Source organism: Pantoea latae (assembly GCF_002077695.1).
Lineage (GTDB): Bacteria > Pseudomonadota > Gammaproteobacteria > Enterobacterales > Enterobacteriaceae > Pantoea > Pantoea latae.
The window spans coordinates 31,392-52,970 of the sequence record NZ_MWUE01000025.1; the positions used below are offsets into that span (position 1 = coordinate 31,392).

A 21,579-nucleotide genomic window follows, 5' to 3' on the forward strand; every position below is an offset into this window, starting at 1 on the left:
ACAGGAGCGAAGCTATGACGACCCCCCTACACGACAGCGAACTGTTTCAGACCGGCTATCTGGTCAACGGCGAGTGGCGCCGCGCCGCCGCAACTTTTGATGTGCTGAACCCGGCAACGGGCGAGGTGCTGGCCGCCGTGGCGAAAGCCGGCAAGGCGGAAACCGAGCAGGCGATCGCCGCCGCCGAACGCGCCTTTCCCGCCTGGCGCGCGCAGACCGCCAAAGCGCGCTCGGAAATCCTTTATCGCTGGTATCAGCTCATCATCGAACACAAAGCCTGGCTGGCACAGCTGATGACCGCCGAGCAGGGCAAACCCGTGAAGGAAGCGGAAGGCGAGGTGGAATATGCCGCCAGCTTTATTCAGTGGTTTGCGGAACAGGCGAAGCGGGCCAACGGCGAAATTATTCCGCCGGCCAAACCCGGTTCGCGCATTCTGGCGACGCGCGAGCCGATCGGCGTGGTGGCGGCCATCACGCCGTGGAACTTCCCGATGGCGATGCTGACGCGCAAGCTGGGCCCGGCGCTGGCGGCGGGCTGCACCGGTATTATCAAACCGGCGAACAACACGCCGCTCAGCGCCTTTGCGCTGCTGGCGCTGGCGAAAAAAGCGGGCGTGCCGGATGGCGTGCTTAACGCAGTGGCGGGCGATACGCACGCCATCAGCGATGCGATTATGGCCAGCAAGGCAGTGCGTAAAATTTCCTTTACCGGATCGACGCAGGTGGGCAAAACCCTGGTGCGCAACGCCGCCGACACCCTGAAAAAGGTGTCGATGGAGCTGGGCGGCAACGCGCCCTATATCGTGTTTGAGGATGCGGATATCGATGCGGCGGTGAAAGGCGCTATCGCCAATAAGTTCCGCAACGCCGGCCAGGTCTGCGTCAGCGTCAACCGTTTCTATATCCACGACGCCGTCTACGATCGCTTCGTCAGTCAGCTGGCTGAAGAGGTGAAAAAGCTCAAGGTCGGCAACGGCGTCGACGAGGGCGTGGTGGTCGGGCCGCTGATTGAGGCCGCTGCGGTGGATAAAGTCGAAGAGCATGTGAAAGACGCGCAGGCCAAAGGCGGACGCATCGTCACGGGCGGCGAGCGACATGCGCTGGGTGGCAACTTCTGGCAGCCGACGGTGATCGCCGAGGCGCATGAAGAGATGAAGCTGGCGCAGGAAGAGACCTTTGGCCCGGTCGCCGCCTGTTTTCGCTTCAGCGAGGAGGCTGACGTCATTCGCCGCGCCAACCAGACGGAATTCGGGCTGGCGGCCTATTTCTACACGCAAAACCTGCAGCGCGTGTTTCGCGTCTCCGCCGCGCTGGAAAGCGGCATGATCGGCATCAACGAGTGCGCGGTATCGACCGAGCTGGCGCCGTTTGGCGGCGTGAAAGAGTCAGGGCTGGGTCGCGAGGGCTCTGTGCTCGGTCTGGAGGAGTATCTGGAAGTCAAAGCGCTGCATATCGGCGGCCTGAGCGAGAATTAACACGCGGACGGCACTCTGCTGTCCTGTGAAGAAGAACAGGAGCCCTGAGGATGAAAAGCGAGCGTTTCGACTTCAATGAGATCGTTGACCAGGCCCATTTTTTTCGCCAGTTCAGCGAACGTTTCGATCTGGCACCGGGCCGGATTTGCGATCTGGATGCGTTATGGGAGGCGATCCTGGGCGAGGAGCTGCCGATGCCGCTGGAGGTTGAATTTATCAATCTGGGTAAGGGTCAGAAGCGGCGCTACGGCGCGCTGATCCTGCTGTTTGATGAAGCGGAAGAGGAGCTGGAGGGCCAGCTCCGCTTTAATATCAGGTAACCCCCGCAAAAAGGGCCCCGACAAGCGGGGCCAAGGGGTTCGTCAGTAGTTGACGAGGAATTACTTGTAGAGTTCAGCCGTGAAGTGATAGTTGTCGCCGGTGCGCGCTTCGATCACTTTATAGGCGCTGGCGCCTTGCTCATCCGCTTTTTGAGAAAGCTGCGCGCGATAGTCCATCGGCGCGCCCGCCGTACCACTAATGGTGACTGTACCTGCAGGTTGCATGTTTTGCGCCTGATCGCCGGTAACCAGCTGCGCTGCCTGAGCGCCAAATGCGATTACGGAAAGCAGGCTAACGGTTGCGATGGTTGCTTTGATTTTCATTGTTCGTCTCCTCATTACAATCAACAACCTGCGGTTAGCGATAATCGATGCGGGTCGTCGATATTTTCAGGCGTCGCACGGGCGCCCAATCGGTTAATTATTTATACAGCTCAGCCGTGACGTGGAAGGTATCGTCCTGGTTGTTCTCAATGATGCGATAGTGGCTAGCGCCCTGCGCGTCGGCTTTTTGAGAAAGCGCCTGACGAATATTGGTCTGGTCGCCGTCATGACCGCTGATGCTGATGGTCTGGTTCAGCGGCTGCAGAGTTTCAGCCTGCTGATTTGATACCAGGCTGGCTGCGCTGGCGCCAAAGGACAGGGCGGAAGTCAGCGCGGCGATAGCGATAAGTGATTTGGTTTTCATGGTCTACTCTCCTGAATTCATAAGTCGGGCAACCCGATGCGCAAGTAGCGCTTCAAAAAGGTCGCCGGGACGATATCGGTTGGTGCGAACTTATTTATAAAGCTCGGCAGTGGCGTGGTAGTTACCGTTGTTGTAGGCCTCGATCACTCGATAGGCGCTGGCGCCTTGCTGCTCTGCTTTTGCGTTCAGTTCTTCTTTAATTTGCATCGGAGAACCCGCCACGCCGCTTACGCTTACTGAGCCGATAGACTGCAGATTTTGCGCCTGCTGAGCATTAATGGATTCTGCTGCAAAAGCACCGAATGACAGGGCAGATAGAATGCTCAGGGTTGCGATAGTAGTTTTAACTTTCATGTTTATTTCCTCGTCGTCTGTTTTTGTCTTTTTGTTTGGTGTGATTTGCATCACGAAAAGAAGTATAGAACTAATAACGTGTGAAATTAATACCTGCCTAATAATGTTTTGTTGTTATTCTTTATCCTTATGCTTCATTTTTATTCTTTATAGTTATAAAAATTGGATAAAAAACGGCCTTTCCCGTTTAAACGCTTGCAAAAACAAGGGGATATTTTACTTTATCTTTTTGTGCGAAACATCATGGTGAATGTGGCTGGTTATTGATTTAGATCTGGGTATTGCCACTAATTGCGTAGTGTAAAGCAGCGTAAAATAGCGCAAAAGGTTAAGCGGGCCAAAAGGTATGACCAAAACAGCGCAGGCGCTAAGCGGTAAAGCGCATAAGCTAACGGGTTGAAAAAGCTGGGGAGAGAAAGAATGGGCCGGGCAGAAACGCGACCGGCAAAGACGTTGCCGGCCGACGAGTGGTTTACAGCTCTTGTTCGAACAGCATCAGGATAGCGTCATGCAGTTGTCGCACGGTAAAGGCGCGGGCAGGGGTAATAAAAATAGTATCGTCGCCGGCGATAGTGCCGAGGATGCCTTCCGCTTTACCCAGCGAGTCGAGCAGGCGGGCGATCAGCTGCGCGGCGCCGGGGCTGGTATGGATCACCACCAGCGCGTCGTTGTAGTCGATATCCAGCACCAGGTTTTTCAGCGGACTGGTGGTGGTCGGCACGCCCAGTTCCGCAGGCAGACAGTAGACCATCTCCATTTTGGCGTTGCGCGTGCGGACGGCACCGAACTTGGTCAGCATACGAGAAACCTTTGACTGGTTGATATTCTCGAAGCCTTCATCCTGCAGCGCCTGCACAATCTCGCCCTGAGAACTAAATTTCTCTTGTTTTAATAAGGCTTTAAACGCTTTGATCAATTCGTCTTGTTTAGATGGGTTTCGCATAAGCTACCAGTAGAGAAAAAATGCCGAACGCCCGCCGACGGCAGATACATTATTATGCATATGAATGAATTTTTATGCAATTCGCTGGTAAAACAGGCAGGCGCCGCGCGGTGCGGGCGCCAATGATAACAAAGTTTTCTGCACAGACCAAAAACGGCGCGCGGCTGGCTACGCGAAGGTTGCAGAATTGTTATACAATTGAGGTGTCACAATGGATAGCTATCGCGGCCGTGCTCTATCTGCCATTGGCATCGTTGTCGGTCATTCAGGCGCGTTGTGCTGACAAAGTAGCAACCCATAAGATTAAGTGCTGCTGCACGCATAATAGACAGTGGGTTTGTCATCGTCTGAGAAGTTGATTCAGGTCTGGACACAGATGGAAATTCGGCTCTACTCTGCCCCACCTTAATAAGGAGTACAGAATGAAAGTTGCCGTTCTTGGCGCCGCTGGCGGAATTGGTCAGGCGCTCGCCCTTCTGTTAAAAACCCAGCTTCCTGCGGGTTCCGAACTCTCACTCTATGATATCGCGCCGGTGACGCCTGGCGTGGCGGTCGATCTCAGCCATATTCCCACGGCGGTCAAGATCCAGGGCTTTAGCGGCGAAGACGCGACGCCTGCGCTGCAGGGCGCGGAAGTGATCCTGATCTCGGCGGGCGTGGCGCGCAAACCGGGAATGGATCGCGCCGATCTGTTTAACGTCAACGCCGGGATTGTGCGCAATCTTATTGAGCAGGTGGCGCAAACCGCGCCCAAAGCGCTTATCGGCGTCATCACCAATCCGGTCAACACCACCGTGGCGATTGCCGCCGAGGTGCTGAAAAAGCATGGCGTCTATGACAAGAATCGTCTGTTCGGCGTCACCACGCTGGATATCATTCGTGCCAATACCTTTGTCGCCGAACTGAAAGGCAAGCAGCCGAATGAGGTCGAAGTGCCGGTCATCGGCGGCCACTCCGGCGTCACCATTCTGCCTCTGCTGTCGCAGGTGAAAGGGGTGAGCTTTAGCGACGAAGAGGTCGCCAGCCTGACAAAACGCATTCAGAACGCGGGCACCGAAGTAGTGGAAGCCAAAGCGGGCGGCGGCTCGGCAACCTTATCGATGGGTCAGGCGGCGGCGCGTTTCGGCCTGTCGCTGGTGCGCGCCCTGAAGGGCGAGGCGAACGTCGTAGAGTGCGCCTATGTGGAAGGCGACGGCGAATATGCGCGCTTCTTCTCGCAGCCGCTGCTGCTGGGTAAAGGTGGCGTTGTGGAGCGTCGTCCTGTCGGCACGCTCAGCGCTTTTGAGCAGCAGGCGCTAAACGCTATGCTGGAAACGCTGAAAAAAGATATCGCCCAGGGCGAGGAATTTGTGAAGCAGTAAGCGCGCGAGTGCAGCCTGTTCCCTATATTAACGAGGCCCGTCTTGACGGGCCTCGCTTCGTATCACGGCTGCCTGGTCTAAAGGCCGCCAGACTTAAAAGTGCGCGTTGGCGGCGTGCCGTTGCTGGCAGGCGTCTTTTTGCCCAGCGTCTCCATGCGCACCTGGAACGGCGGGAAGGGCATTTCAATGCCGTGCTCGGCGAAGCCTTTCAGGATCAGCTGGTGCAGCTCGTGACGCAGCGGCATGCGATGCCCCATCTCTGCCGCGTGAATACGCAGCTCAAACAGCTGAATTCCCTGCTGCAGATCGACGAGGAAGACATCCGGCGCCGGCACCTCCAGCACGTAGCTGCAGCGGTCGCACGCCTGCTTCAGCACCGTGGTCACCTGTTCGCTGTCTACATGGGCGGGCGCAGGAATGGTCAGCACCACGCGCGTCACCGAATCGGAGAGCGACCAGTTAACGAACTGCTCGGTGATAAAGGCCTTGTTGGGCACGATAATCTCTTTGCGATCCCAGTCGATAATGGTGGTGGCACGCGTGTTGATGCGGGTGATGCTGCCGGTAAGATCGCGAATGGTCACGGTATCGCCGATGCGGATCGGTTTTTCAAACAGGATAATCAGGCCGGAGATAAAGTTAGCGAAAATCTCCTGCAGGCCGAAACCGAGTCCCACACCGAGCGCGGCGACCAGCCACTGCAGTTTTGACCACTCGATGCCGATCATCGAGAAGCCGATCAAACCGCCGATCAGCATCAGCACATACTTGGTCAGGGTGGTGATGGCGTAGCCGGTGCCGGGCGTCAGATTAAGATGCTGCAGCAGCGCCAGCTCCAGCAGAGCGGGCATATTGCGCACCAGCTGCGTGGTGATAATCAGCACCAGAATCGCAATCAACACCGAGCCCAGCGTAATCGGCTGGATGCTTTCGACGCCCTGCACCGTGGTGCTGACGTCCCACAGGCGAATGTTTTCCAGAAAGCCGAACGCGGAGTGGATCTCTGACCAGAGCACAATCACTGACACCAGCGCGATCAGCGTCAGAATAGAGCGCACCAGCCGCAGAGACTGGGCGCTGATGGCGTCGAGATCGATAATCGGCTCATCGACATCCACCACATCGCCGTTTTGCGCCGCGGCGTCTTTCTCCTCTTCATGACGCGCGCGGTTCGCCAGCATATCGGCGCGGCGCTGACGCGCGCGGTCGAAGGCGATGCGACGGCGCTGGATCAGCATCCAGCGGCGGATAATGTGGTAAATCACCAGCAGCAGGAACCAGATGGCGACGGAAGTTTCCAGACGCGCCAGCAGCGCCTGCGCGGTGGCCAGATAGCCGATCATCGAGGCGAGGGCGGCCGCCAGCGGAATAGCGATCATCAGGTTCCACAGCACGCGGTTCACCAGATTGTCGCCGTTGCCCTCTTTATCCAGATAGAGCGGAATGCCGGCACGCTTCAGGCTCACCGTGACGATCGACAGCGCGCCGCAGATCAGGATAAAGCAGAGCCGGCCGAGCGAAGCGGAAAACTGGCGATCTTCCATATTGGCGAAGGCGATCAGCAGCATAATCAGCGGCACAATCAAGCCGATGGTCAGCGAGTAATAGCGGGTTGCGCGCGCGACGCGGGTTTGCGGCCAGCGAAAATGGACCACGAACAGGCCATTAGGGCGCGCGAAGGCGGCGCTGATCATAAAGGCCCACAGCAGCGGCAGCGTCGCCGTGATGCCGTCGCCGAACGCTACCGCGACAGGGTAGGGCCAGGCGTGCTGCAGGCCGTAGCCGAGCGCGGCCCACAGCACCGGCAGCGGCAGCGCCACCAGAATCGACCAGAAAACGGTGCGCAGCGTCAGGCGGAAGCGATCCTGAGTCACTTTGCCGACCTTGCTCGCCGAACGCGCGAGGAAGGCGTTAAAGTGGCGACGCGTTCTGATGCTGAAGCCGACCAGCAGCACCGCGCCGATCAGCGGCAAAACGGTTTCGCGGCTGGTGACCATCATCGCCAGCGCTTTGCCCAGCTGGCCCAGGGTGTCGAGCGACAGCAGGCGCGTCAGATCGCGCGCCACTTCAACCGGATAGTTCAGGCCGATGGGGCTGATATCCGCGGTCCAGAACAGGTAGCGGTGGGTCGCGTCCTTGACGTCGGTCAGCGCATCCTGCAGCTGGGTATTGGCGACCTTGAGCTTGGTGATCTCCAGAATCAGCGTGTCGCAGCCGGAAATCAGCGAGTTGAGCAGCTCGCGCTGGGTTTTCAGCTGCGCATCCAGAATACGGCGCTGCTCGGCGGTAAAGGGCTGCCCGTCGGCCTGATGCGCCTTGCGCAGCGACTCCTGCTGCTGCAATAAATCTTCGTAGCGCAGGCGCTGCACGCGCAGCTGCGCCATCTCGTTGTCGATCTGCTGCGATTTAGGCATATCGGGCAGCCGCGCCACCTGCGCGCGCAGCGCTTCGCCCAGCAGATTCGACGCGCCGAGCCACTGCGACTGTTCGCGCAGCGTGCCCAGCGCCTGACGCACCTGGATAATCTGATTGGTCGCCAGCCGCTGCTGAGACGCCACCAGATCCATACGCTGCGCCTGCTGGTTCAGCGCGCCGGAAAGGTCGCGGTTGACGCGAAACTGATCGCTGATGGCGGGCGGCAGATCGCCACTGTTTTCCGCCAGCTGTTCGGTGCGCGCCAGCGCCAGCTCCGCCTCGCGCTGACGCTGTTCGTTAAGCTGGTTGCGCAGCGCCTGCAGATAGTTGTCGAGCTGCGCCGCTTTGCGCTGATGGAGGTCGGCGCGCATGCGCGCCAGCTCCTGGCGGTTATTGGCGGAGAGCTGCGCCAGCTCCAGCTCGTCCACGCGCGCTTTGTTCAGCGCGTTTTCCGCCTGGGCCGCCCACAGCTGCGTCTGCGCCTGCGGCGAGGCGGCGGATCCGCCCTGCAGCCGGCGGTCGCTTTCGTTCATCGCCCGCCGCGCGTCGGTCTGCTGCTGCGGCAGCTGCGACAGCGAATCGCTGATCTCGCGGGCGCGATCCTGCTCCTGCTGCGCCTGACGTCCCTCTTCCAGCAGCTGGCTGCTGACCTGCAGGATCTCCTGATCGAGCTGGGCGCTGCTCAGCGTGCTGCGCACGCTTTTGCTGCTGTCGTCCAGCGAGGCGATTTGCTGGCGCAGCTCGCGCGCCAGACGGGGGAAGTCGTCGATAACCTGCTGGTACTGCTTTGCGCGCTCCAGCGACGCATCGCGTTCGGAAAGGGTATTGAGGGCAGCCTCAAGGGACTGCACCTGCTCCGCCTGCGCGGGAGAGCTTTTTGCCGCTTTCGCCTCGTCCAGCGCCTGTTTAAGTTGGCTGACGTCCGGCACGGTGGCCGCCAGCGCGGAGGTGCTGAGCCAGAGGCTCAGCAGCAGGATGAGAAACGATCGCACAGCAAAAACACTCTCAGCGGTTAGTCGGCGATAACGTCGACGGGGACGGTCTGCGGCAGCACGATGGCCAGCGGCTGACCCAGGCGGGTTTTGCTTTCGGCTTCCAGACTCTCCGCCAGCTTGACGCGTCCCGGCGCGAACAGATTGATCACGGTAGAGCCCAGCTTGAAGCGCCCCATCTCCTGGCCTTTCAGCAGCACGATCGCGCCTTCATCATCGGCGGCCGGATAGTGCCAGCGTTTGATCACCCCTTCGCGCGGCGGCGTAATAGTGCCGGCCCAGCTGGTTTCGATACTGCCGACGATGGTCGCGCCCACGAGGATCTGCACCATCGGGCCGATATCGGTATCGAAATAGCAGATCACGCGTTCGTTGCGCGCGAACAGGTTAGGGATATTGCGCGCCGTCAGCGGATTGACCGAGTAGAGATCGCCCGGCACGTAAATCATCTCGCGCAGGATACCGTTGCACGGCATATGCACGCGATGGTAGTCGCGCGGCGCCAGATAGGTGGTGACGAAATGACCGTCGCGGAACTGCGCCGCCATCGCTTCCTGACCGGCCAGCAGCGCGTCCAGCGTATAGTGATGACCCTTTGCCTGGAAAATCTGGTCGCCTTCGATGGGGCCCAGCTGGCTGATGGCGCCGTCGGCGGGCAGCACGATCAGGCTGGCGTCGGGATCGACCGGACGCGCGTCGTCCTTCAGCGGACGGACGAAGAAGTCGTTGAAGGTGCGATAGCTGCCGGTGTCGGGCTTACGCGCTTCCGACATATCTACCTTGTAGAACCAGACGAAGATATCAATCACCAGTTTGGTCAACCAGCCGCCACGCCGGCTGGCGCCCCAACCCGCAAGTTCCGTTAACCATTTTTTCGGCAGTACATGATTCAGGCCGAGTTTTACACGATCAAACACCGTAGCCTCCTGGCTTTGTTTCGCGTCAGTCAAAAAGGGGGCGAATGATATCAGCGCCCCGGTCAGATGGCGAATTTCCCCATGATCGCGCGCGTTACGGCGGCGATGCAGGGTCAATGCCGTTAATCAGCAGCGAGGGTTACTCGCTGGAGGAGAAATTTTTGCGCGTTTTTACCTGCGCCATGCTCTCCAGAATGCGGTGATAGTTGTCGAAGCGCGACCGATCGATCTGGCCCGCCTCGACGGCGGCGCGAATGGCGCAGCCGGGATCGTTGCCATGCTTGCAGTCGCGAAACTTACAACTGCCAATAAACTCACGGAATTCGACAAAGCCGCGGGTAATTTGTTCCGGTTCGAGATGCCATAAACCGAACTCGCGTACGCCAGGCGAGTCGATCACATCGCCGCCGTGGGGAAAGTGATACAGGCGAGACGCGGTGGTGGTGTGCTGACCCAGCCCGGAGACGTCAGAGACGTCGTTGGTGACAATCGCGGTCTCCGCCGCCGCATCAAGGCCGAGCAGGGCGTTCAGCAGGCTCGATTTGCCGACGCCGGACTGCCCGGCGAAGATGCTGATGCGATCGGTCAGGGCGGCTTCCAGCTCCGCCAGGCCCGCTTTGGCATGACTGGAGACCATCAGCACGCGGTAGCCGATGCGGCGATAGATCGCCATCTGCTGGTCGACAAACGCGCGCGCCTCGTTATCCAGCAGATCGGTTTTATTCAATACCAGCAGCGGCTCGATGCCGAGGGTTTCGCTCGCCACCAGATAGCGGTCGATAATATTGAGCGACAGCTCGGGCAAAATCGCCGAGACGATAATGATCTGGTCGATATTGGCGGCAATAGGCTTCAGGCCATCGTAATAGTCAGGGCGCGTCAGCACGCTGGTGCGCTCGTGCACCGCTTCGACAATGCCTTTACCGCCGCCGAGCGCCGGACGCCATACCACGCGATCGCCAGTCACCAGCGAGCGGATGGTGCGGCGCAGGTTGCAGCGATGCACCTCACCCACGGCATCCTCGACGTCTGCGTGCATGCCGAAGCGGCTGATCACTACGCCTTCCGCCGCTTCACCAAACAGGTTGTCGTCCGCTTCCGGCGCTTCACGCTGGTTGAGACGACGCTGGTGGTTAGCGCTGACGCGACGTTGTTGACCTTTCGACAGTTTATTTTTGCTCACGCATCCTCTCAGGCTGTTGCCAGATTTCGCCCCGCTGGGCAAAACGTCTATGATACACCCTAATGACTATCGATGACGACTACGGCTACGGCGGGAAACAGCATGGCAACAGGAAATGAAAATAATTTAATCTGGATCGATCTGGAGATGACCGGACTAGATCCAGAGCGCGACCGCATTATCGAGATCGCCACGCTGGTGACCGACGCGAACCTCAATATCCTGGCGGAAGGGCCGGTGATGGCGGTGCATCAGTCCGACGCGCAGCTGGCGCTGATGGATGAGTGGAACGTGCGCACCCATACTGCGAGCGGGCTGGTGGAGCGCGTGAAAGCCAGCGCGTTCGACGATCGCCGCGCCGAACTGGCGACGATTGAGTTTTTAAAACAGTGGGTGCCGGCCAACAGCTCGCCGATTTGTGGCAACAGCATCGGCCAGGATCGCCGCTTCCTTTTCAAATACATGCCAGAGCTGGAGGCCTATTTCCACTACCGCTATCTCGACGTCAGCACGTTAAAAGAGCTGGCGCGTCGCTGGAAGCCGGCGATTCTGCCAGGCTTTAAAAAGGCGGGCACGCATCAGGCGCTGGATGATATTCGCGAATCGGTCGCCGAGCTGGCATACTATCGCGAGCACTTTTTGCAGCTCTAGTTCTAAAAGGTGCGCAGGAAAACAGCAGGTTGCTGCTTTAATCGGCAAACGAATCGAAAGCGCAAAATTTTGCTTTCAGACTCTTGCAGCAGCAATAATTTCTCGTATAATGCGCACCCCGTACCGATGAAGAATTTATGCAGCGGTACAGGGCGCGGGAATAGCTCAGTTGGTAGAGCACGACCTTGCCAAGGTCGGGGTCGCGAGTTCGAGTCTCGTTTCCCGCTCCAAAATTTAGTCAGCAGCACCTTCTCTAAGCGGGAATAGCTCAGTTGGTAGAGCACGACCTTGCCAAGGTCGGGGTCGCGAGTTCGAGTCTCGTTTCCCGCTCCAAAATGTAGTTAGCAGTACCTTCTCTAAGCGGGAATAGCTCAGTTGGTAGAGCACGACCTTGCCAAGGTCGGGGTCGCGAGTTCGAGTCTCGTTTCCCGCTCCAAATTTTACATCACTAAAAATCATACGTTTAGAACAAGCCGATACCGGTCACTGCCTGACGCTGCGCTTATCAGGTTATCCACAGCGCGCCAGCCGCGTTTGCTGCCGCTTCCCGCGATCTGTAAAACTATTTTAAACAGAGTTATCCACAACTTTGTTGGCTACGCCTGACGCTATCCACATTCTTATTTGTACACATTCTTGATTTAACTCATTGATTATTATTGTAATGACAATATTTCATTTTGTTAAACAGGGGTGCAGTGCGCTCTGGGTCAGTTGAATGACAACGGCTTTTTATTTTTATGCACAGCTTGTGGAAAACTCAGACGCAGCGGGCGGTGGTCAATCATGCATCACGCGGCAAACCCTTCTCGACGGCGCGCACCAGCCGTTTCTGCTGCGCCGGCTGCACCTCTATCGCCAGCGCCTGCCGCTTAGCATGCTGCTGACGCAGCGCCCATTCGATATGTTCGTCAAGCAGCGGGTTCTCGCCCAGCCGCTTCGCCAGCACCTCCACGATTTCCCCCGTCCAGGGTGCATTGCCCAGCGCCACGGCGATATTGCGCAGCCAGCGCAGATGGCCGATACGCCGTATCGCCGATCCCTCCGTCACGCGTAAAAAGGTTTTTTCGTCCCACTGGAACAGCGTCATCAGCTCTGGCGCATGCAGCGCGGCGCGTGGTGAGAAATCCGCCTCGTCGCTGAGCTGGCCGTAGCGGTTCCACGGGCAGATCAGCTGGCAGTCGTCGCAGCCGTAGATGCGGTTGCCCATCAGCGGACGCAGCGCTTCCGGAATCGCGCCTTCCAGCTCGATGGTGAGATAGGAGATGCAGCGGCGCGCATCGACCACATAGGGCTCGACAATGGCGCTGGTGGGGCAGATCGTCATGCAGGCGACGCAGCGGCCGCACTGCTCTTCCTGCGGCGCGTCGATCGGCAGCGGCAGATCGATCAGCAGCTCGCCGAGGAAAAACCAGGAGCCCGCTTCGCGATTGAGGATCAGCGAATGTTTGCCGGTCCAGCCGAGGCCCGCTTTGGCCGCCAGCGGCCGCTCCAGCAGCGGCGCGGAGTCGACGAAGGGGCGGAAATTCAGCTCGCCGCACGCCTCCTGAATCATTTCTCCGAGCTTTTTCAGGCGATTGCGCAATACTTTGTGGTAATCACGTCCCAGCGCGTAGCGGCTGACATAGCCGAGCTGCGGGTTTTTCAGCGTGCTGGCAAAGGCGGCTTTCGCCGGCAGGTAATTCATCCGTACGCTGATGACGCGCAGCGTGCCGGGCAGCAGTTCATGCGGACGCGCGCGCATCATGCCGTGACGCGCCATCCACTCCATTTCGCCGTGATACTGTTTGTCCAGCCACGCCTGTAGACGCGGCTCTTCCGCGCTGAGATCGGTGTCGGTGATGCCGACCTGCTGAAAGCCGAGATCCTTGCCCCACTGTTTAATCTGTTGAGCAAGCTGATGAAGATCGAGAGGGTATGACATGAGTAACCAGGAATCAGAAGCAAACGGCCGCAGTTTACCATATTCCGTCTGGCCTGCGCAGGCCTTGCGCCAGCTGGAGCGCGACGGTGCCGATGCGCTGGGCGTTACGCTGTATGAGCTGATGCAGCGCGCCGGGCAGGCGGCGTTCGAACGGGCGCGCGCGCAGTGGCCGCAGGCGCAAAACTGGCTGATCCTTTGCGGCCATGGCAACAACGGCGGCGATGGCTACGTTACGGCGCGGCTGGCGCAGGCGGCGGGCTGCACGGTGACGCTGCTGGCGTGCACAGGCGAAAAGCCGCTGCCGGACGAGGCGCAGCGCGCGCGCGACGCCTGGCTGGAAGCGGGAGGCGAAATCCATGCGCCTGACGCCGCCTGGCCGGAGCGGGTCGACCTTATCATTGACGCGCTGCTCGGCACCGGCATCAACCGCGCGCCCGCCGAACCCTACCTCACGCTGATTGCGCAGGCGAACGCCCATCACGCGCCGGTGCTGGCGCTTGATATGCCATCGGGACTCTCGGCGGCCACCGGCTGCGCGCCGGGCGAGGCGATCGCCGCGACGCAGACGCTGAGCTTTATTGCCCTCAAGCCCGGCCAGATCACCGGCAAAGCGCGCGATCTGATCGGCGAACTGCGCTATGCCGATCTCGGCTTAGGCGCTTTTCTCGCCGTCGAAGCGGCGCCGATGGCGCGCTTCGACGCTACCTTTCTGTCGCACTGGCTGAAGCCGCGCAAGCCGACCTCGCACAAAGGCAATCACGGCCGTCTGCTGGTGGTAGGCGGCGATACCGGCACCGCGGGCGCGATACGCATGACGGCGGAGGCAGCGCTGCGCAGCGGGTCGGGGCTGGTGCGCGTCCTGACGCATCGCGATAATATCGCGCCAGTTCTGACGGCGCGCCCGGAAATTATGGTGGACGAGCTGACGGACGACGCGCTGCAGAGCGGTCTGGCGTGGGCGGATGTGATCGCCATTGGCCCTGGCCTGGGCCAGCGCGAGTGGGGACAGAATGCACTGAAAGCGGTTGCCACCAGCGAAAAGCCGATGCTTTGGGACGCGGATGCGCTTAACCTGCTGGCAATCAATGCGCAGAAACGTCAGAATCGCATCATTACGCCGCATCCCGGCGAGGCGGCGCGACTGCTGGGTATTAAGACCAGCGAGGTCGAGAGCGATCGCCTGCTCGCCGCGCAGAAGCTAGCGGCGCGCTACGGCGGCGTGGCGGTGTTGAAAGGCGCCGGCACGCTGATCGCCAGCGAGCAGGGCGCGATGGCCTTTGCCGACGTCGGCAACGCCGGTATGGCGTCCGGCGGCATGGGCGACGTATTAAGTGGTATTATCGCCTCGATGATGGGGCAGCAGCTGGCGCTGTTTGACGCGGCCTGCGCAGGCTGCGTGGCACACGGCGCAGCGGCGGACGCAGTGGCGGCGCGGCGCGGCACGCGCGGCATGTTGGCAACAGATTTATTCGAGCTGCTGTGGCAGTTTGTTAATCCAGAGATGACCCAATAATAAAGCATGAAGACCTGTGTTATTTCCTTGCCCGATGAGGCGGCGACCCTCGATCTGGGCGCTCAGCTGGCCCGCGCCTGTACCGGCGCGGCGGTAATCTATCTCTATGGCGATCTGGGCGCGGGTAAAACCACCTTCAGCCGCGGATTTTTGCAGGCGCTTGGCCATCAGGGCAACGTAAAAAGCCCGACCTACACGCTGGTCGAGCCTTACCAGCTTGGCGAGCGCGCGCTCTATCACTTCGATCTCTATCGCCTGGCCGATCCGGAAGAGCTGGAGTTTATGGGCATCCGCGACTACTTCACCGGCGACGCCATCTGCCTGGTGGAATGGCCGCAGCAGGGCGCTGGCGTGCTGCCGCCGCCCGATCTGGCGCTGACGCTGAGCTACGTCGGCACCGCGCGCGAGGCGCGGCTCGAGGCGCGCTCCGCGCTGGGCGAAACCCTGACAGAGCAGGTGGCGCAGGCATGATCGCAAGGATGAAAAGCGCGCTGCTGCTGGCGCTCTGCCTGATAACGGCCCCGGCGCTGGCGGCCAGCCTTTCCGATATCAAAGTAGAAAACGGCGACAGCCAGGCGACGGTAACGCTGAGCTTCGCCGGTCAGCCGGTATATGGCTTTTTCCCGCTGCGCAATCCGGATCGCGTGGTGCTGGATATCCGGCAGAGCGGCGTCATTCAGGGGCTGCCGCTTAACTTCAGCGGCGAAAATATCGTCAGGCGCATCCGCACCAGCACGCCGAAAGATAAACAGAGCATTCGTCTGGTGCTGGAGCTGACGCAGTCGGCCAAAACCCGCGCGGTGACGCAGCGTAACGGCAGCAGCTATAACGTGGTGTTCACTATTCAGGGCCGGCAGCCCGCCGCGCATGCTGCGCCTGTGTCGACGGCGTCGGCCGCGCCGAGCCGCCCGGCGGCTAACCCGTTTAACGCTAATCAGGTGACGGCGGTCAGTAACACCAACACCACAACGCGTCCGGGCAATGCGGTGCCCACCAGCAACGACACGGTGATTGTGGCGATCGACGCCGGTCACGGCGGCCAGGATCCGGGCGCTACCGGCCAGCGCGGCCTGCATGAAAAGAACGTAACTATCGCTATCGCGCGCAAGCTGAAGGTGCTGCTCAACAAAGACCCGATGTTCAAAGGGGTGCTGACGCGCGACGGCGACTACTTTATCTCAGTGATGGGCCGCTCCGAGGTGGCGCGTAAAGAGAACGCCAACCTGCTGGTTTCGATTCACGCCGACTCGGCGCCGAGCCACAGCGCCACCGGCGCTTCGGTATGGGTGCTGTCAAACCGCCGTGCCAACAGCGAAATGGCGAACTGGCTGGAACAGCGCGAGAAACAGTCCGAACTGCTGGGCGGCGCAGGGGATCTGCTGGCGAACAGCCAGGCTGACCCCTACCTGAGCCAGGCGGTGCTGGATCTGCAGTTCGGCCATTCGCAGCGCGTTGGTTACGATGTGGCGGTGAAGGTGCTGCAACAGCTGCGCGGCGTGTCGCCGCTGCATAAGCGTTTGCCAGAGCACGCCAGCCTGGGCGTGCTGCGTTCGCCGGATATTCCCTCGCTGTTAGTGGAAACCGGCTTTATCAGTAATACCTCGGAGGAGCGACTGCTCGGCAGTAGCGCTTACCAGGATAAGATTGCGATGGCCATCTACAAAGGCCTGCGCAACTATTTCCTGGCGCACCCGCTACAATCGCTCCCAAAGGAGGAAAATCGTCCGCTCGGCTCATCGCCGACGGTGAGCGTCGCCAGTAATCCGGCGACCGGCGTCACGCAGTATACCGGCGCGGTGCAGCGCCATACGGTAACGCGCGGCGAAACGCTCTCCGGCATTGCGGCGAAATATGGCGTCAGCATGGGAACGCTGCGCGAGCTGAACCGGCTCAAGCGCGACGTTGTCTGGGTCGGGCAGCGTCTGAAGGTGCCGGCCGGCAGTACGGTGGCCGCGCGCGCGCCGGCGCGTCATAAAGTGGTGCGCGGCGACTCGCTGACGGCGATCGCCGCCCATTACGGCGTCAGCCCGCAGGCGATCATCCAGGCGAACAACATGAAGTCCTCAAACGTAATGTTGGGGCAAACCCTGAAAATTCCCGCTTCCTGACGGACTGCCCGGCCAGGCGCCGGGCCAGGCTCTAAAAGGATAAACCATGCCCATTCAAATTTTACCGCCGCAGCTGGCCAACCAGATTGCGGCGGGCGAGGTCGTCGAGCGCCCCGCGTCGGTGGTGAAAGAGCTGGTGGAAAACAGCCTTGACGCCGGCGCGACGCGCATCGATATCGATATCGAGAAGGGCGGCGCGAAGCTGATCCGCATCCGCGATAACGGCTGTGGCATCAGCAAAGAGGAGCTGGCGATGGCGCTGGCGCGGCACGCCACCAGCAAAATCGCCTCGCTCGACGATCTCGAAGCCATTATGAGCCTGGGCTTTCGCGGCGAAGCGCTCGCCAGCATCAGTTCGGTGTCGCGCCTCACCTTAACCTCACGCACCCAGGCGCAGAGCGAAGCCTGGCAGGCGTACGCCGAAGGGCGCGATATGGAGGTGACGGTGAAGCCAGCGGCGCACCCGTGCGGCACCACGCTGGAGGTGCTCGACCTCTTTTACAACACGCCCGCGCGCCGTAAATTTATGCGCACCGAGAAAACCGAGTTCGGCCATATCGACGAGGTGATCCGCCGCATCGCGCTGGCGCGTTTCGATGTCGCCATCTCGCTCAGCCACAACGGCAAGCTGATGCGCCAGTATCGCGCGGTCAGCGATGAGGCGCAGCGCGAGCGGCGGCTGGGCGCGATTTGCGGCGCCACCTTTATGCAGCATGCGCTGCGCATCGACTGGCAGCATGACGATCTGCTGCTGCGCGGCTGGGTGGCCGATCCGGCTGGCTCGCGCCAGCTGACCGACATCCAGTACTGCTACGTCAACGGCCGCATGATGCGCGACAAGCTGATTAACCATGCGATACGCCAGGCGTTTCAGACGCAGCTGCAGGCGGAACAGCAGCCGGCCTACGTGCTCTATCTGGAGATCGATCCGCATCAGGTGGACGTCAACGTCCATCCTGCCAAGCACGAGGTGCGCTTTCATCAGTCGCGGCTGGTGCACGACTTTATTTTCCAGGGCGTGATGAGCGTGCTGCAGGAGAGTCGCGCGCCGGCTCTGCCTGTCGGCCCGGCGGAAGAGCCGGCGCCGCGCTGGCAGCCGGAGAACCGCCAGGCGGCGGGCGGCAACCACTTTTCCCAGCCTTCCGCGCCGCGCCGCAGCGAAGGCGCCGCCGCCGCGTCGGCGCAGCCGGCCTGGCAGAATAAAGAGAACGGCTACAGCAAGCGCGAAGGCGCGGTCTATCAGCAGCTGCTGAAAACGCCGACGGCGGATCGGGCGACGCCGGCCGAGCCGGTCGCCGCGCCCGTGACGCCGCCGCGCGCGCGGCCCGCCGAGGCGCCGCTGACTTCCCATGCGCAAAGCTTCGGTCGCGTGCTGACGGTGGTGCGCGAATGCTATGCGCTGCTGGAGCAGGAGCAGCGTTTGCTGCTGCTGTCGCTGCCGGTGGCCGCGCGTTGGGTGCGTCACGCGCAGCTGCAGCCGGGCGAAACCGGGCTGAAATCGCAGCCGCTGCTGATCCCGGTGCGGATGAAGATCGCCCGACCGGAGCGCCAGATCGCCGCCGACAGGCAGAGCCTGCTGAGCGAAATGGGCATCGATCTGCAGCCGGAGGGCGACCACGTGACGCTGCGCGCGGTGCCTTTACCCTTGCGCACGCAAAATTTACAAATCTTGATTCCAGAGCTGTTAGGCTATCTCGCCCAGCAGCCGGCGTGCGACGCTTCTCAGCTGGCGCAGTGGCTGGCGCGACGCTGCGATAGCGAGGCGTCCCACTGGAATCACACCCAGGCGATTGCGCTGCTGGCGGAGCTGGAGCGGCTCTGTCCGCAGCTGCTGAAATCGCCGCCTTCAGGCCTGATTCAGGCCATTGAGATTGAGAGCGCGCTGACCGCACTAAAGCATGAGTGAACAAAACCAGTCTGGCCGACCTAAGGCTATTTTTTTGATGGGGCCGACCGCCTCGGGCAAAACCGCGCTGGCGATTGCGTTAAGAAAGCAGCTGCCGGTGGAACTTATTAGCGTTGATTCTGCCTTAATCTATCGCGGGATGGATATCGGCACGGCGAAGCCATCCGCCGACGAGTTAGCGCAGGCGCCGCATCGCCTGCTGGACATCCGCGATCCGTCGCAGGCCTATTCGGCCGCCGACTTTCGCCGCGATGCGCTGGCGGCGATGGCGGAGATCGTTCAGGCTGGCCGGATCCCGCTGCTGGTCGGCGGAACCATGCTCTATTTCAAAGCGTTGCTGGAAGGATTGTCGCCGCTGCCCTCGGCCGATCCCGAGGTGCGTCAGCGGATAGAGGAAATGGCGCGCGAGAAAGGATGGGACGAACTGCATCGTCAGCTGTGCGCCATCGATCCGGTCGCCGGGAGTCGTATTCATCCGAATGATCCGCAGAGACTTTCGCGAGCACTGGAAGTTTTTTTTATTTCGGGTAAAACTTTAACGGAACTGACAAAAACATCCGGCGAAGCGTTACCCTACGATGTGTATCAGTTCGCAATCGCCCCCGCGAGCCGTGAACTGCTGCATCAGCGTATCGCATTGCGCTTCGAACAGATGCTGGCGTCAGGATTTGAAGCGGAGGCTCGGGCCCTGTTTGCACGAGGTGATTTGCATACGGATATGCCTTCCATTCGCTGTGTCGGTTATCGCCAGATGTGGTCTTACCTGGCTGGCGAGATCGATTATGACGAGATGGTTTATCGGGGAATTTGCGCAACCCGGCAGCTCGCTAAACGCCAGATGACCTGGTTACGCGGCTGGGAAAATGTCCGCTGGCTTGACAGCGACAGCCCAGAATCCGCGCGTAATGAGGTGCTTCAGGTTCTTAGTGCGAAGCATGGGTGATTGTGTACAATTGGCTGGTTATCGTGCGCAAATTTTTACGCAGTTTTTTTCAGGACTTCGGTTCTACAAGTAATAAACAACAAGCATATAAGGAAAAGATAGAATGGCTAAGGGGCAATCATTACAAGACCCGTTTTTGAACGCACTGCGTCGTGAACGTGTTCCGGTTTCGATTTATTTGGTCAACGGTATCAAGCTGCAGGGACAAATTGAGTCTTTCGATCAATTCGTGATTTTGTTGAAGAACACGGTAAGCCAGATGGTTTACAAACACGCCATTTCTACCGTGGTTCCATCACGCCCGGTTTCTCACCACAGCAACAATGCTGGTGGCGGCAGCAATAACTACCACCACGGCGGTAGCAACGCTTCTGCACAGTCGCAGCCACAACAAGACGGCGATAACGCGGAATAACGCGCTACCCGTACAAGCCAGGGCGGGAGAACGCAGGCCGTTTTCCGTCCTGGTCTTCTATTTTCTAAGCGAGGTTATAGCTTGTTTGACCGTTATGATGCCGGTGAGCAGGCCGTACTGGTACACATCTGGTTCTCCCAAGACAAAGAGATGGAAGATCTCCAGGAATTCGAAACCCTGGTTTCTTCTGCGGGCGTCGACGCGCTGCAGGTTATTACCGGCAGTCGTAAAGCGCCACATCCCAAATATTTTGTCGGTGAAGGAAAGGCAGCTGAAATTGCCGATGCGGTAAAATCAAGTGGAGCATCGGTCGTATTATTCGATCATGCCTTAACCCCAGCGCAGGAACGCAATCTGGAGCGCCTGTGCGAATGCCGAGTCATCGACCGCACCGGTCTGATCCTGGATATTTTTGCCCAACGCGCCCGTACCCATGAAGGTAAGCTTCAGGTCGAGCTGGCCCAGCTGCGCCATCTTGCCACGCGACTGGTTCGCGGCTGGACGCACCTTGAGCGTCAGAAAGGCGGTATCGGCCTACGCGGCCCGGGTGAAACCCAGTTGGAAACCGACCGTCGCCTGCTGCGCAACCGAATTAGCCAAATTTTATCCCGGCTCGAACGCGTGGAAAAACAGCGCGAGCAGGGACGTCAGGCGCGCGCGAAAGCGGACGTGCCGACCGTGTCGCTGGTGGGCTACACCAACGCCGGCAAATCCACCCTGTTTAACACCATTACCTCCGCTAACGTCTATGCGGCGGATCAGCTGTTCGCCACGCTCGATCCCACGCTGCGTCGTCTGAGCGTCGCCGACGTCGGTGACGTGGTGCTGGCGGACACCGTCGGCTTTATCCGCCATCTGCCCCATGACCTGGTGGCCGCATTTAAAGCGACGCTGCAGGAAACGCGCCAGGCGACGCTGCTGCTGCACGTCATCGATGCCGCCGACGTGCGCGTCAATGAGAACATTGAAGCGGTCGACACGGTGCTGGAAGAGATCGAAGCGGATGAGATCCCGACGCTGCTGGTGATGAATAAAATCGATATGCTGGACGGGTTCGCGCCGCGTATCGACCGCAATGAAGAAAACCTGCCGATCCGCGTCTGGCTTTCCGCGCAGAGCGGCGAAGGCATTCCGCTGTTATGGCAGGCGCTCTCTGAGCGGCTGGCGGGCGAAATCGCGCAGTTCGCGCTGCGTCTGCCGCCGGAAGCGGGGCGTTTACGCAGCCACTTCTACCAGCTGCAGGCCATTGAAGATGAATGGAATGAAGAAGATGGCGGCGTTGGGCTGCGCGTGCGCCTGCCGATGGTCGACTGGCGACGCCTGTGCAAGCAGGAGCCGGCGCTGCTCGATTACATAGTTTGACACGTTGCCCAAACGTCCTTACGCAATAGCTGATATGGTGTAGCAGGCGGCTGCCGCTTTTCTGGGATGTTTTCTCCTTAGGGCGAACGAAGGCAGCCAACACCGCTAC

Annotated in this window: 19 protein-coding genes and 3 tRNA genes; 14 read left to right on the forward strand and 8 right to left on the reverse strand. The window is 60.0% G+C overall.

Annotation, left to right across the window (positions count from 1 at the left end; all coding sequences use genetic code 11):
- Positions 1-14 precede the first annotated feature (14 nt).
- Positions 15-1,475, forward strand: a complete 1,461-nt coding sequence (locus B2J69_RS16475; protein WP_081140730.1) for an NAD-dependent succinate-semialdehyde dehydrogenase — start codon at positions 15-17, stop codon at positions 1,473-1,475.
- Positions 1,476-1,525: 50 nt separating this feature from the next.
- Positions 1,526-1,795 carry a barstar family protein gene (locus B2J69_RS16480; protein ID WP_081140731.1) on the forward strand — a complete coding sequence of 90 codons (270 nt, stop codon included), beginning with the start codon at positions 1,526-1,528 and terminating at the stop codon, positions 1,793-1,795.
- Between the two features lie 60 nt (positions 1,796-1,855).
- Here the strand turns inward: B2J69_RS16480 and yhcN (B2J69_RS16485) are convergent, their stop codons facing one another.
- The 4 genes from yhcN (B2J69_RS16485) to argR form a co-directional block, all read right to left on the reverse strand.
- Positions 1,856-2,119 carry a peroxide/acid stress response protein YhcN gene (yhcN, locus tag B2J69_RS16485; protein ID WP_081140732.1) on the reverse strand — a complete coding sequence of 88 codons (264 nt, stop codon included), beginning with the start codon at positions 2,117-2,119 and terminating at the stop codon, positions 1,856-1,858.
- A gap of 97 nt (positions 2,120-2,216) precedes the next feature.
- Positions 2,217-2,483 carry a YdgH/BhsA/McbA-like domain containing protein gene (locus B2J69_RS16490; RefSeq protein ID WP_081140733.1) on the reverse strand — a complete coding sequence of 89 codons (267 nt, stop codon included), beginning with the start codon at positions 2,481-2,483 and terminating at the stop codon, positions 2,217-2,219.
- 90 nt (positions 2,484-2,573) lie between these two features.
- A complete protein-coding gene (gene yhcN / locus B2J69_RS16495) occupies positions 2,574-2,837 on the reverse strand; it encodes a peroxide/acid stress response protein YhcN (RefSeq protein WP_081140734.1) in 264 nt (87 codons plus the stop codon).
- A gap of 472 nt (positions 2,838-3,309) precedes the next feature.
- The gene (gene argR / locus B2J69_RS16500) at positions 3,310-3,780 is read right to left on the reverse strand and encodes a transcriptional regulator ArgR (RefSeq protein WP_081140735.1); all 471 of its coding nucleotides are present in this window, start codon (positions 3,778-3,780) and stop codon (positions 3,310-3,312) included.
- 422 nt (positions 3,781-4,202) lie between these two features.
- Here argR and mdh point away from each other — a divergent pair, with 422 nt between their 5' ends.
- Complete coding sequence (gene mdh / locus B2J69_RS16505) at positions 4,203-5,141, forward strand: malate dehydrogenase (protein ID WP_081140736.1); 939 nt, start codon at positions 4,203-4,205, stop codon at positions 5,139-5,141.
- Positions 5,142-5,218: 77 nt separating this feature from the next.
- On the opposite strand, the gene mscM is transcribed toward mdh, so the two are convergent.
- The 3 genes from mscM to rsgA form a co-directional block, all read right to left on the reverse strand.
- Positions 5,219-8,548, reverse strand: a complete 3,330-nt coding sequence (gene mscM, locus B2J69_RS16510; protein WP_081140737.1) for a miniconductance mechanosensitive channel MscM — start codon at positions 8,546-8,548, stop codon at positions 5,219-5,221.
- A 20-nt stretch (positions 8,549-8,568) separates the two neighbouring features.
- Entirely contained in the window at positions 8,569-9,465 is an 897-nt protein-coding gene (gene asd / locus B2J69_RS16515) for an archaetidylserine decarboxylase (protein ID WP_081140738.1), read from the reverse strand.
- Positions 9,466-9,604: 139 nt separating this feature from the next.
- Positions 9,605-10,648 (reverse strand): small ribosomal subunit biogenesis GTPase RsgA, encoded by a 1,044-nt coding sequence (gene rsgA / locus B2J69_RS16520; protein WP_081140739.1) that lies wholly within the window; start codon positions 10,646-10,648, stop codon positions 9,605-9,607.
- A 102-nt stretch (positions 10,649-10,750) separates the two neighbouring features.
- Here rsgA and orn point away from each other — a divergent pair, with 102 nt between their 5' ends.
- From orn to B2J69_RS16540, 4 genes are all read left to right on the forward strand, one after another.
- Positions 10,751-11,299, forward strand: a complete 549-nt coding sequence (gene orn, locus B2J69_RS16525) for an oligoribonuclease (RefSeq protein ID WP_081140740.1) — start codon at positions 10,751-10,753, stop codon at positions 11,297-11,299.
- Between the two features lie 154 nt (positions 11,300-11,453).
- Positions 11,454-11,529, forward strand: a tRNA-Gly gene (locus tag B2J69_RS16530).
- A 27-nt stretch (positions 11,530-11,556) separates the two neighbouring features.
- Positions 11,557-11,632: transfer RNA gene (locus tag B2J69_RS16535), tRNA-Gly, on the forward strand.
- A 27-nt stretch (positions 11,633-11,659) separates the two neighbouring features.
- Positions 11,660-11,735, forward strand: a tRNA-Gly gene (locus B2J69_RS16540).
- Positions 11,736-12,083: 348 nt separating this feature from the next.
- Here the strand turns inward: B2J69_RS16540 and queG are convergent.
- Positions 12,084-13,223, reverse strand: coding sequence for a tRNA epoxyqueuosine(34) reductase QueG (queG, locus tag B2J69_RS16545; RefSeq protein WP_081140741.1), 1,140 nt, complete (start codon positions 13,221-13,223; stop codon positions 12,084-12,086).
- Between queG and nnr the strand changes: the two genes are divergently transcribed.
- The 7 genes from nnr to hflX all read left to right on the forward strand — a co-directional run bounded on the left by nnr (position 13,222) and on the right by hflX (position 21,470).
- A complete protein-coding gene (gene nnr, locus B2J69_RS16550) occupies positions 13,222-14,736 on the forward strand; it encodes a bifunctional ADP-dependent NAD(P)H-hydrate dehydratase/NAD(P)H-hydrate epimerase (protein WP_081140742.1) in 1,515 nt (504 codons plus the stop codon). The genes queG and nnr overlap by 2 nt on opposite strands.
- Before the next feature lie 6 nt (positions 14,737-14,742).
- On the forward strand, positions 14,743-15,207 hold the full coding sequence (gene tsaE / locus B2J69_RS16555; RefSeq protein WP_081140743.1) for a tRNA (adenosine(37)-N6)-threonylcarbamoyltransferase complex ATPase subunit type 1 TsaE: 465 nt from the start codon (positions 14,743-14,745) through the stop codon (positions 15,205-15,207).
- Positions 15,204-16,844, forward strand: a complete 1,641-nt coding sequence (gene amiB, locus B2J69_RS16560) for an N-acetylmuramoyl-L-alanine amidase AmiB (RefSeq protein ID WP_081140744.1) — start codon at positions 15,204-15,206, stop codon at positions 16,842-16,844. Before tsaE ends, amiB begins: the two co-directional genes overlap by 4 nt.
- 46 nt (positions 16,845-16,890) lie before the next feature.
- Positions 16,891-18,750, forward strand: a complete 1,860-nt coding sequence (gene mutL / locus B2J69_RS16565) for a DNA mismatch repair endonuclease MutL (RefSeq protein WP_081140745.1) — start codon at positions 16,891-16,893, stop codon at positions 18,748-18,750.
- Entirely contained in the window at positions 18,743-19,693 is a 951-nt protein-coding gene (miaA, locus tag B2J69_RS16570; RefSeq protein WP_081140746.1) for a tRNA (adenosine(37)-N6)-dimethylallyltransferase MiaA, read from the forward strand. The genes mutL and miaA overlap by 8 nt, the downstream gene beginning before the upstream one ends.
- A 103-nt stretch (positions 19,694-19,796) precedes the next feature.
- Positions 19,797-20,108, forward strand: a complete 312-nt coding sequence (gene hfq / locus B2J69_RS16575; RefSeq protein ID WP_081140747.1) for an RNA chaperone Hfq — start codon at positions 19,797-19,799, stop codon at positions 20,106-20,108.
- A gap of 81 nt (positions 20,109-20,189) precedes the next feature.
- Positions 20,190-21,470: a ribosome rescue GTPase HflX gene (hflX, locus tag B2J69_RS16580; RefSeq protein ID WP_081140748.1), complete on the forward strand. Its 1,281-nt coding sequence runs from the start codon at positions 20,190-20,192 to the stop codon at positions 21,468-21,470.
- Positions 21,471-21,579: the final 109 nt, after the last annotated feature.

Bases quoted from the DNA above. Each gene is read 5' to 3' on its own strand.
- tsaE (WP_081140743.1), top strand. From the start codon at position 14,743: ATGAAGACCTGTGTTATTTCCTTGCCCGATGAGGCGGCGACCCTCGAT.
- amiB (WP_081140744.1), top strand. From the start codon at position 15,204: ATGATCGCAAGGATGAAAAGCGCGCTGCTGCTGGCGCTCTGCCTGATA.
- yhcN (WP_081140732.1), bottom strand. From the start codon at position 2,119: ATGAAAATCAAAGCAACCATCGCAACCGTTAGCCTGCTTTCCGTAATC.
- nnr (WP_081140742.1), top strand. From the start codon at position 13,222: ATGAGTAACCAGGAATCAGAAGCAAACGGCCGCAGTTTACCATATTCC.
- mdh (WP_081140736.1), top strand. From the start codon at position 4,203: ATGAAAGTTGCCGTTCTTGGCGCCGCTGGCGGAATTGGTCAGGCGCTC.
- argR (WP_081140735.1), bottom strand. From the start codon at position 3,780: ATGCGAAACCCATCTAAACAAGACGAATTGATCAAAGCGTTTAAAGCC.
- queG (WP_081140741.1), bottom strand. From the start codon at position 13,223: ATGTCATACCCTCTCGATCTTCATCAGCTTGCTCAACAGATTAAACAG.
- B2J69_RS16480 (WP_081140731.1), top strand. From the start codon at position 1,526: ATGAAAAGCGAGCGTTTCGACTTCAATGAGATCGTTGACCAGGCCCAT.
- miaA (WP_081140746.1), top strand. From the start codon at position 18,743: ATGAGTGAACAAAACCAGTCTGGCCGACCTAAGGCTATTTTTTTGATG.
- hfq (WP_081140747.1), top strand. From the start codon at position 19,797: ATGGCTAAGGGGCAATCATTACAAGACCCGTTTTTGAACGCACTGCGT.
- orn (WP_081140740.1), top strand. From the start codon at position 10,751: ATGGCAACAGGAAATGAAAATAATTTAATCTGGATCGATCTGGAGATG.
- B2J69_RS16490 (WP_081140733.1), bottom strand. From the start codon at position 2,483: ATGAAAACCAAATCACTTATCGCTATCGCCGCGCTGACTTCCGCCCTG.
- mutL (WP_081140745.1), top strand. From the start codon at position 16,891: ATGCCCATTCAAATTTTACCGCCGCAGCTGGCCAACCAGATTGCGGCG.
- yhcN (WP_081140734.1), bottom strand. From the start codon at position 2,837: ATGAAAGTTAAAACTACTATCGCAACCCTGAGCATTCTATCTGCCCTG.
- B2J69_RS16475 (WP_081140730.1), top strand. From the start codon at position 15: ATGACGACCCCCCTACACGACAGCGAACTGTTTCAGACCGGCTATCTG.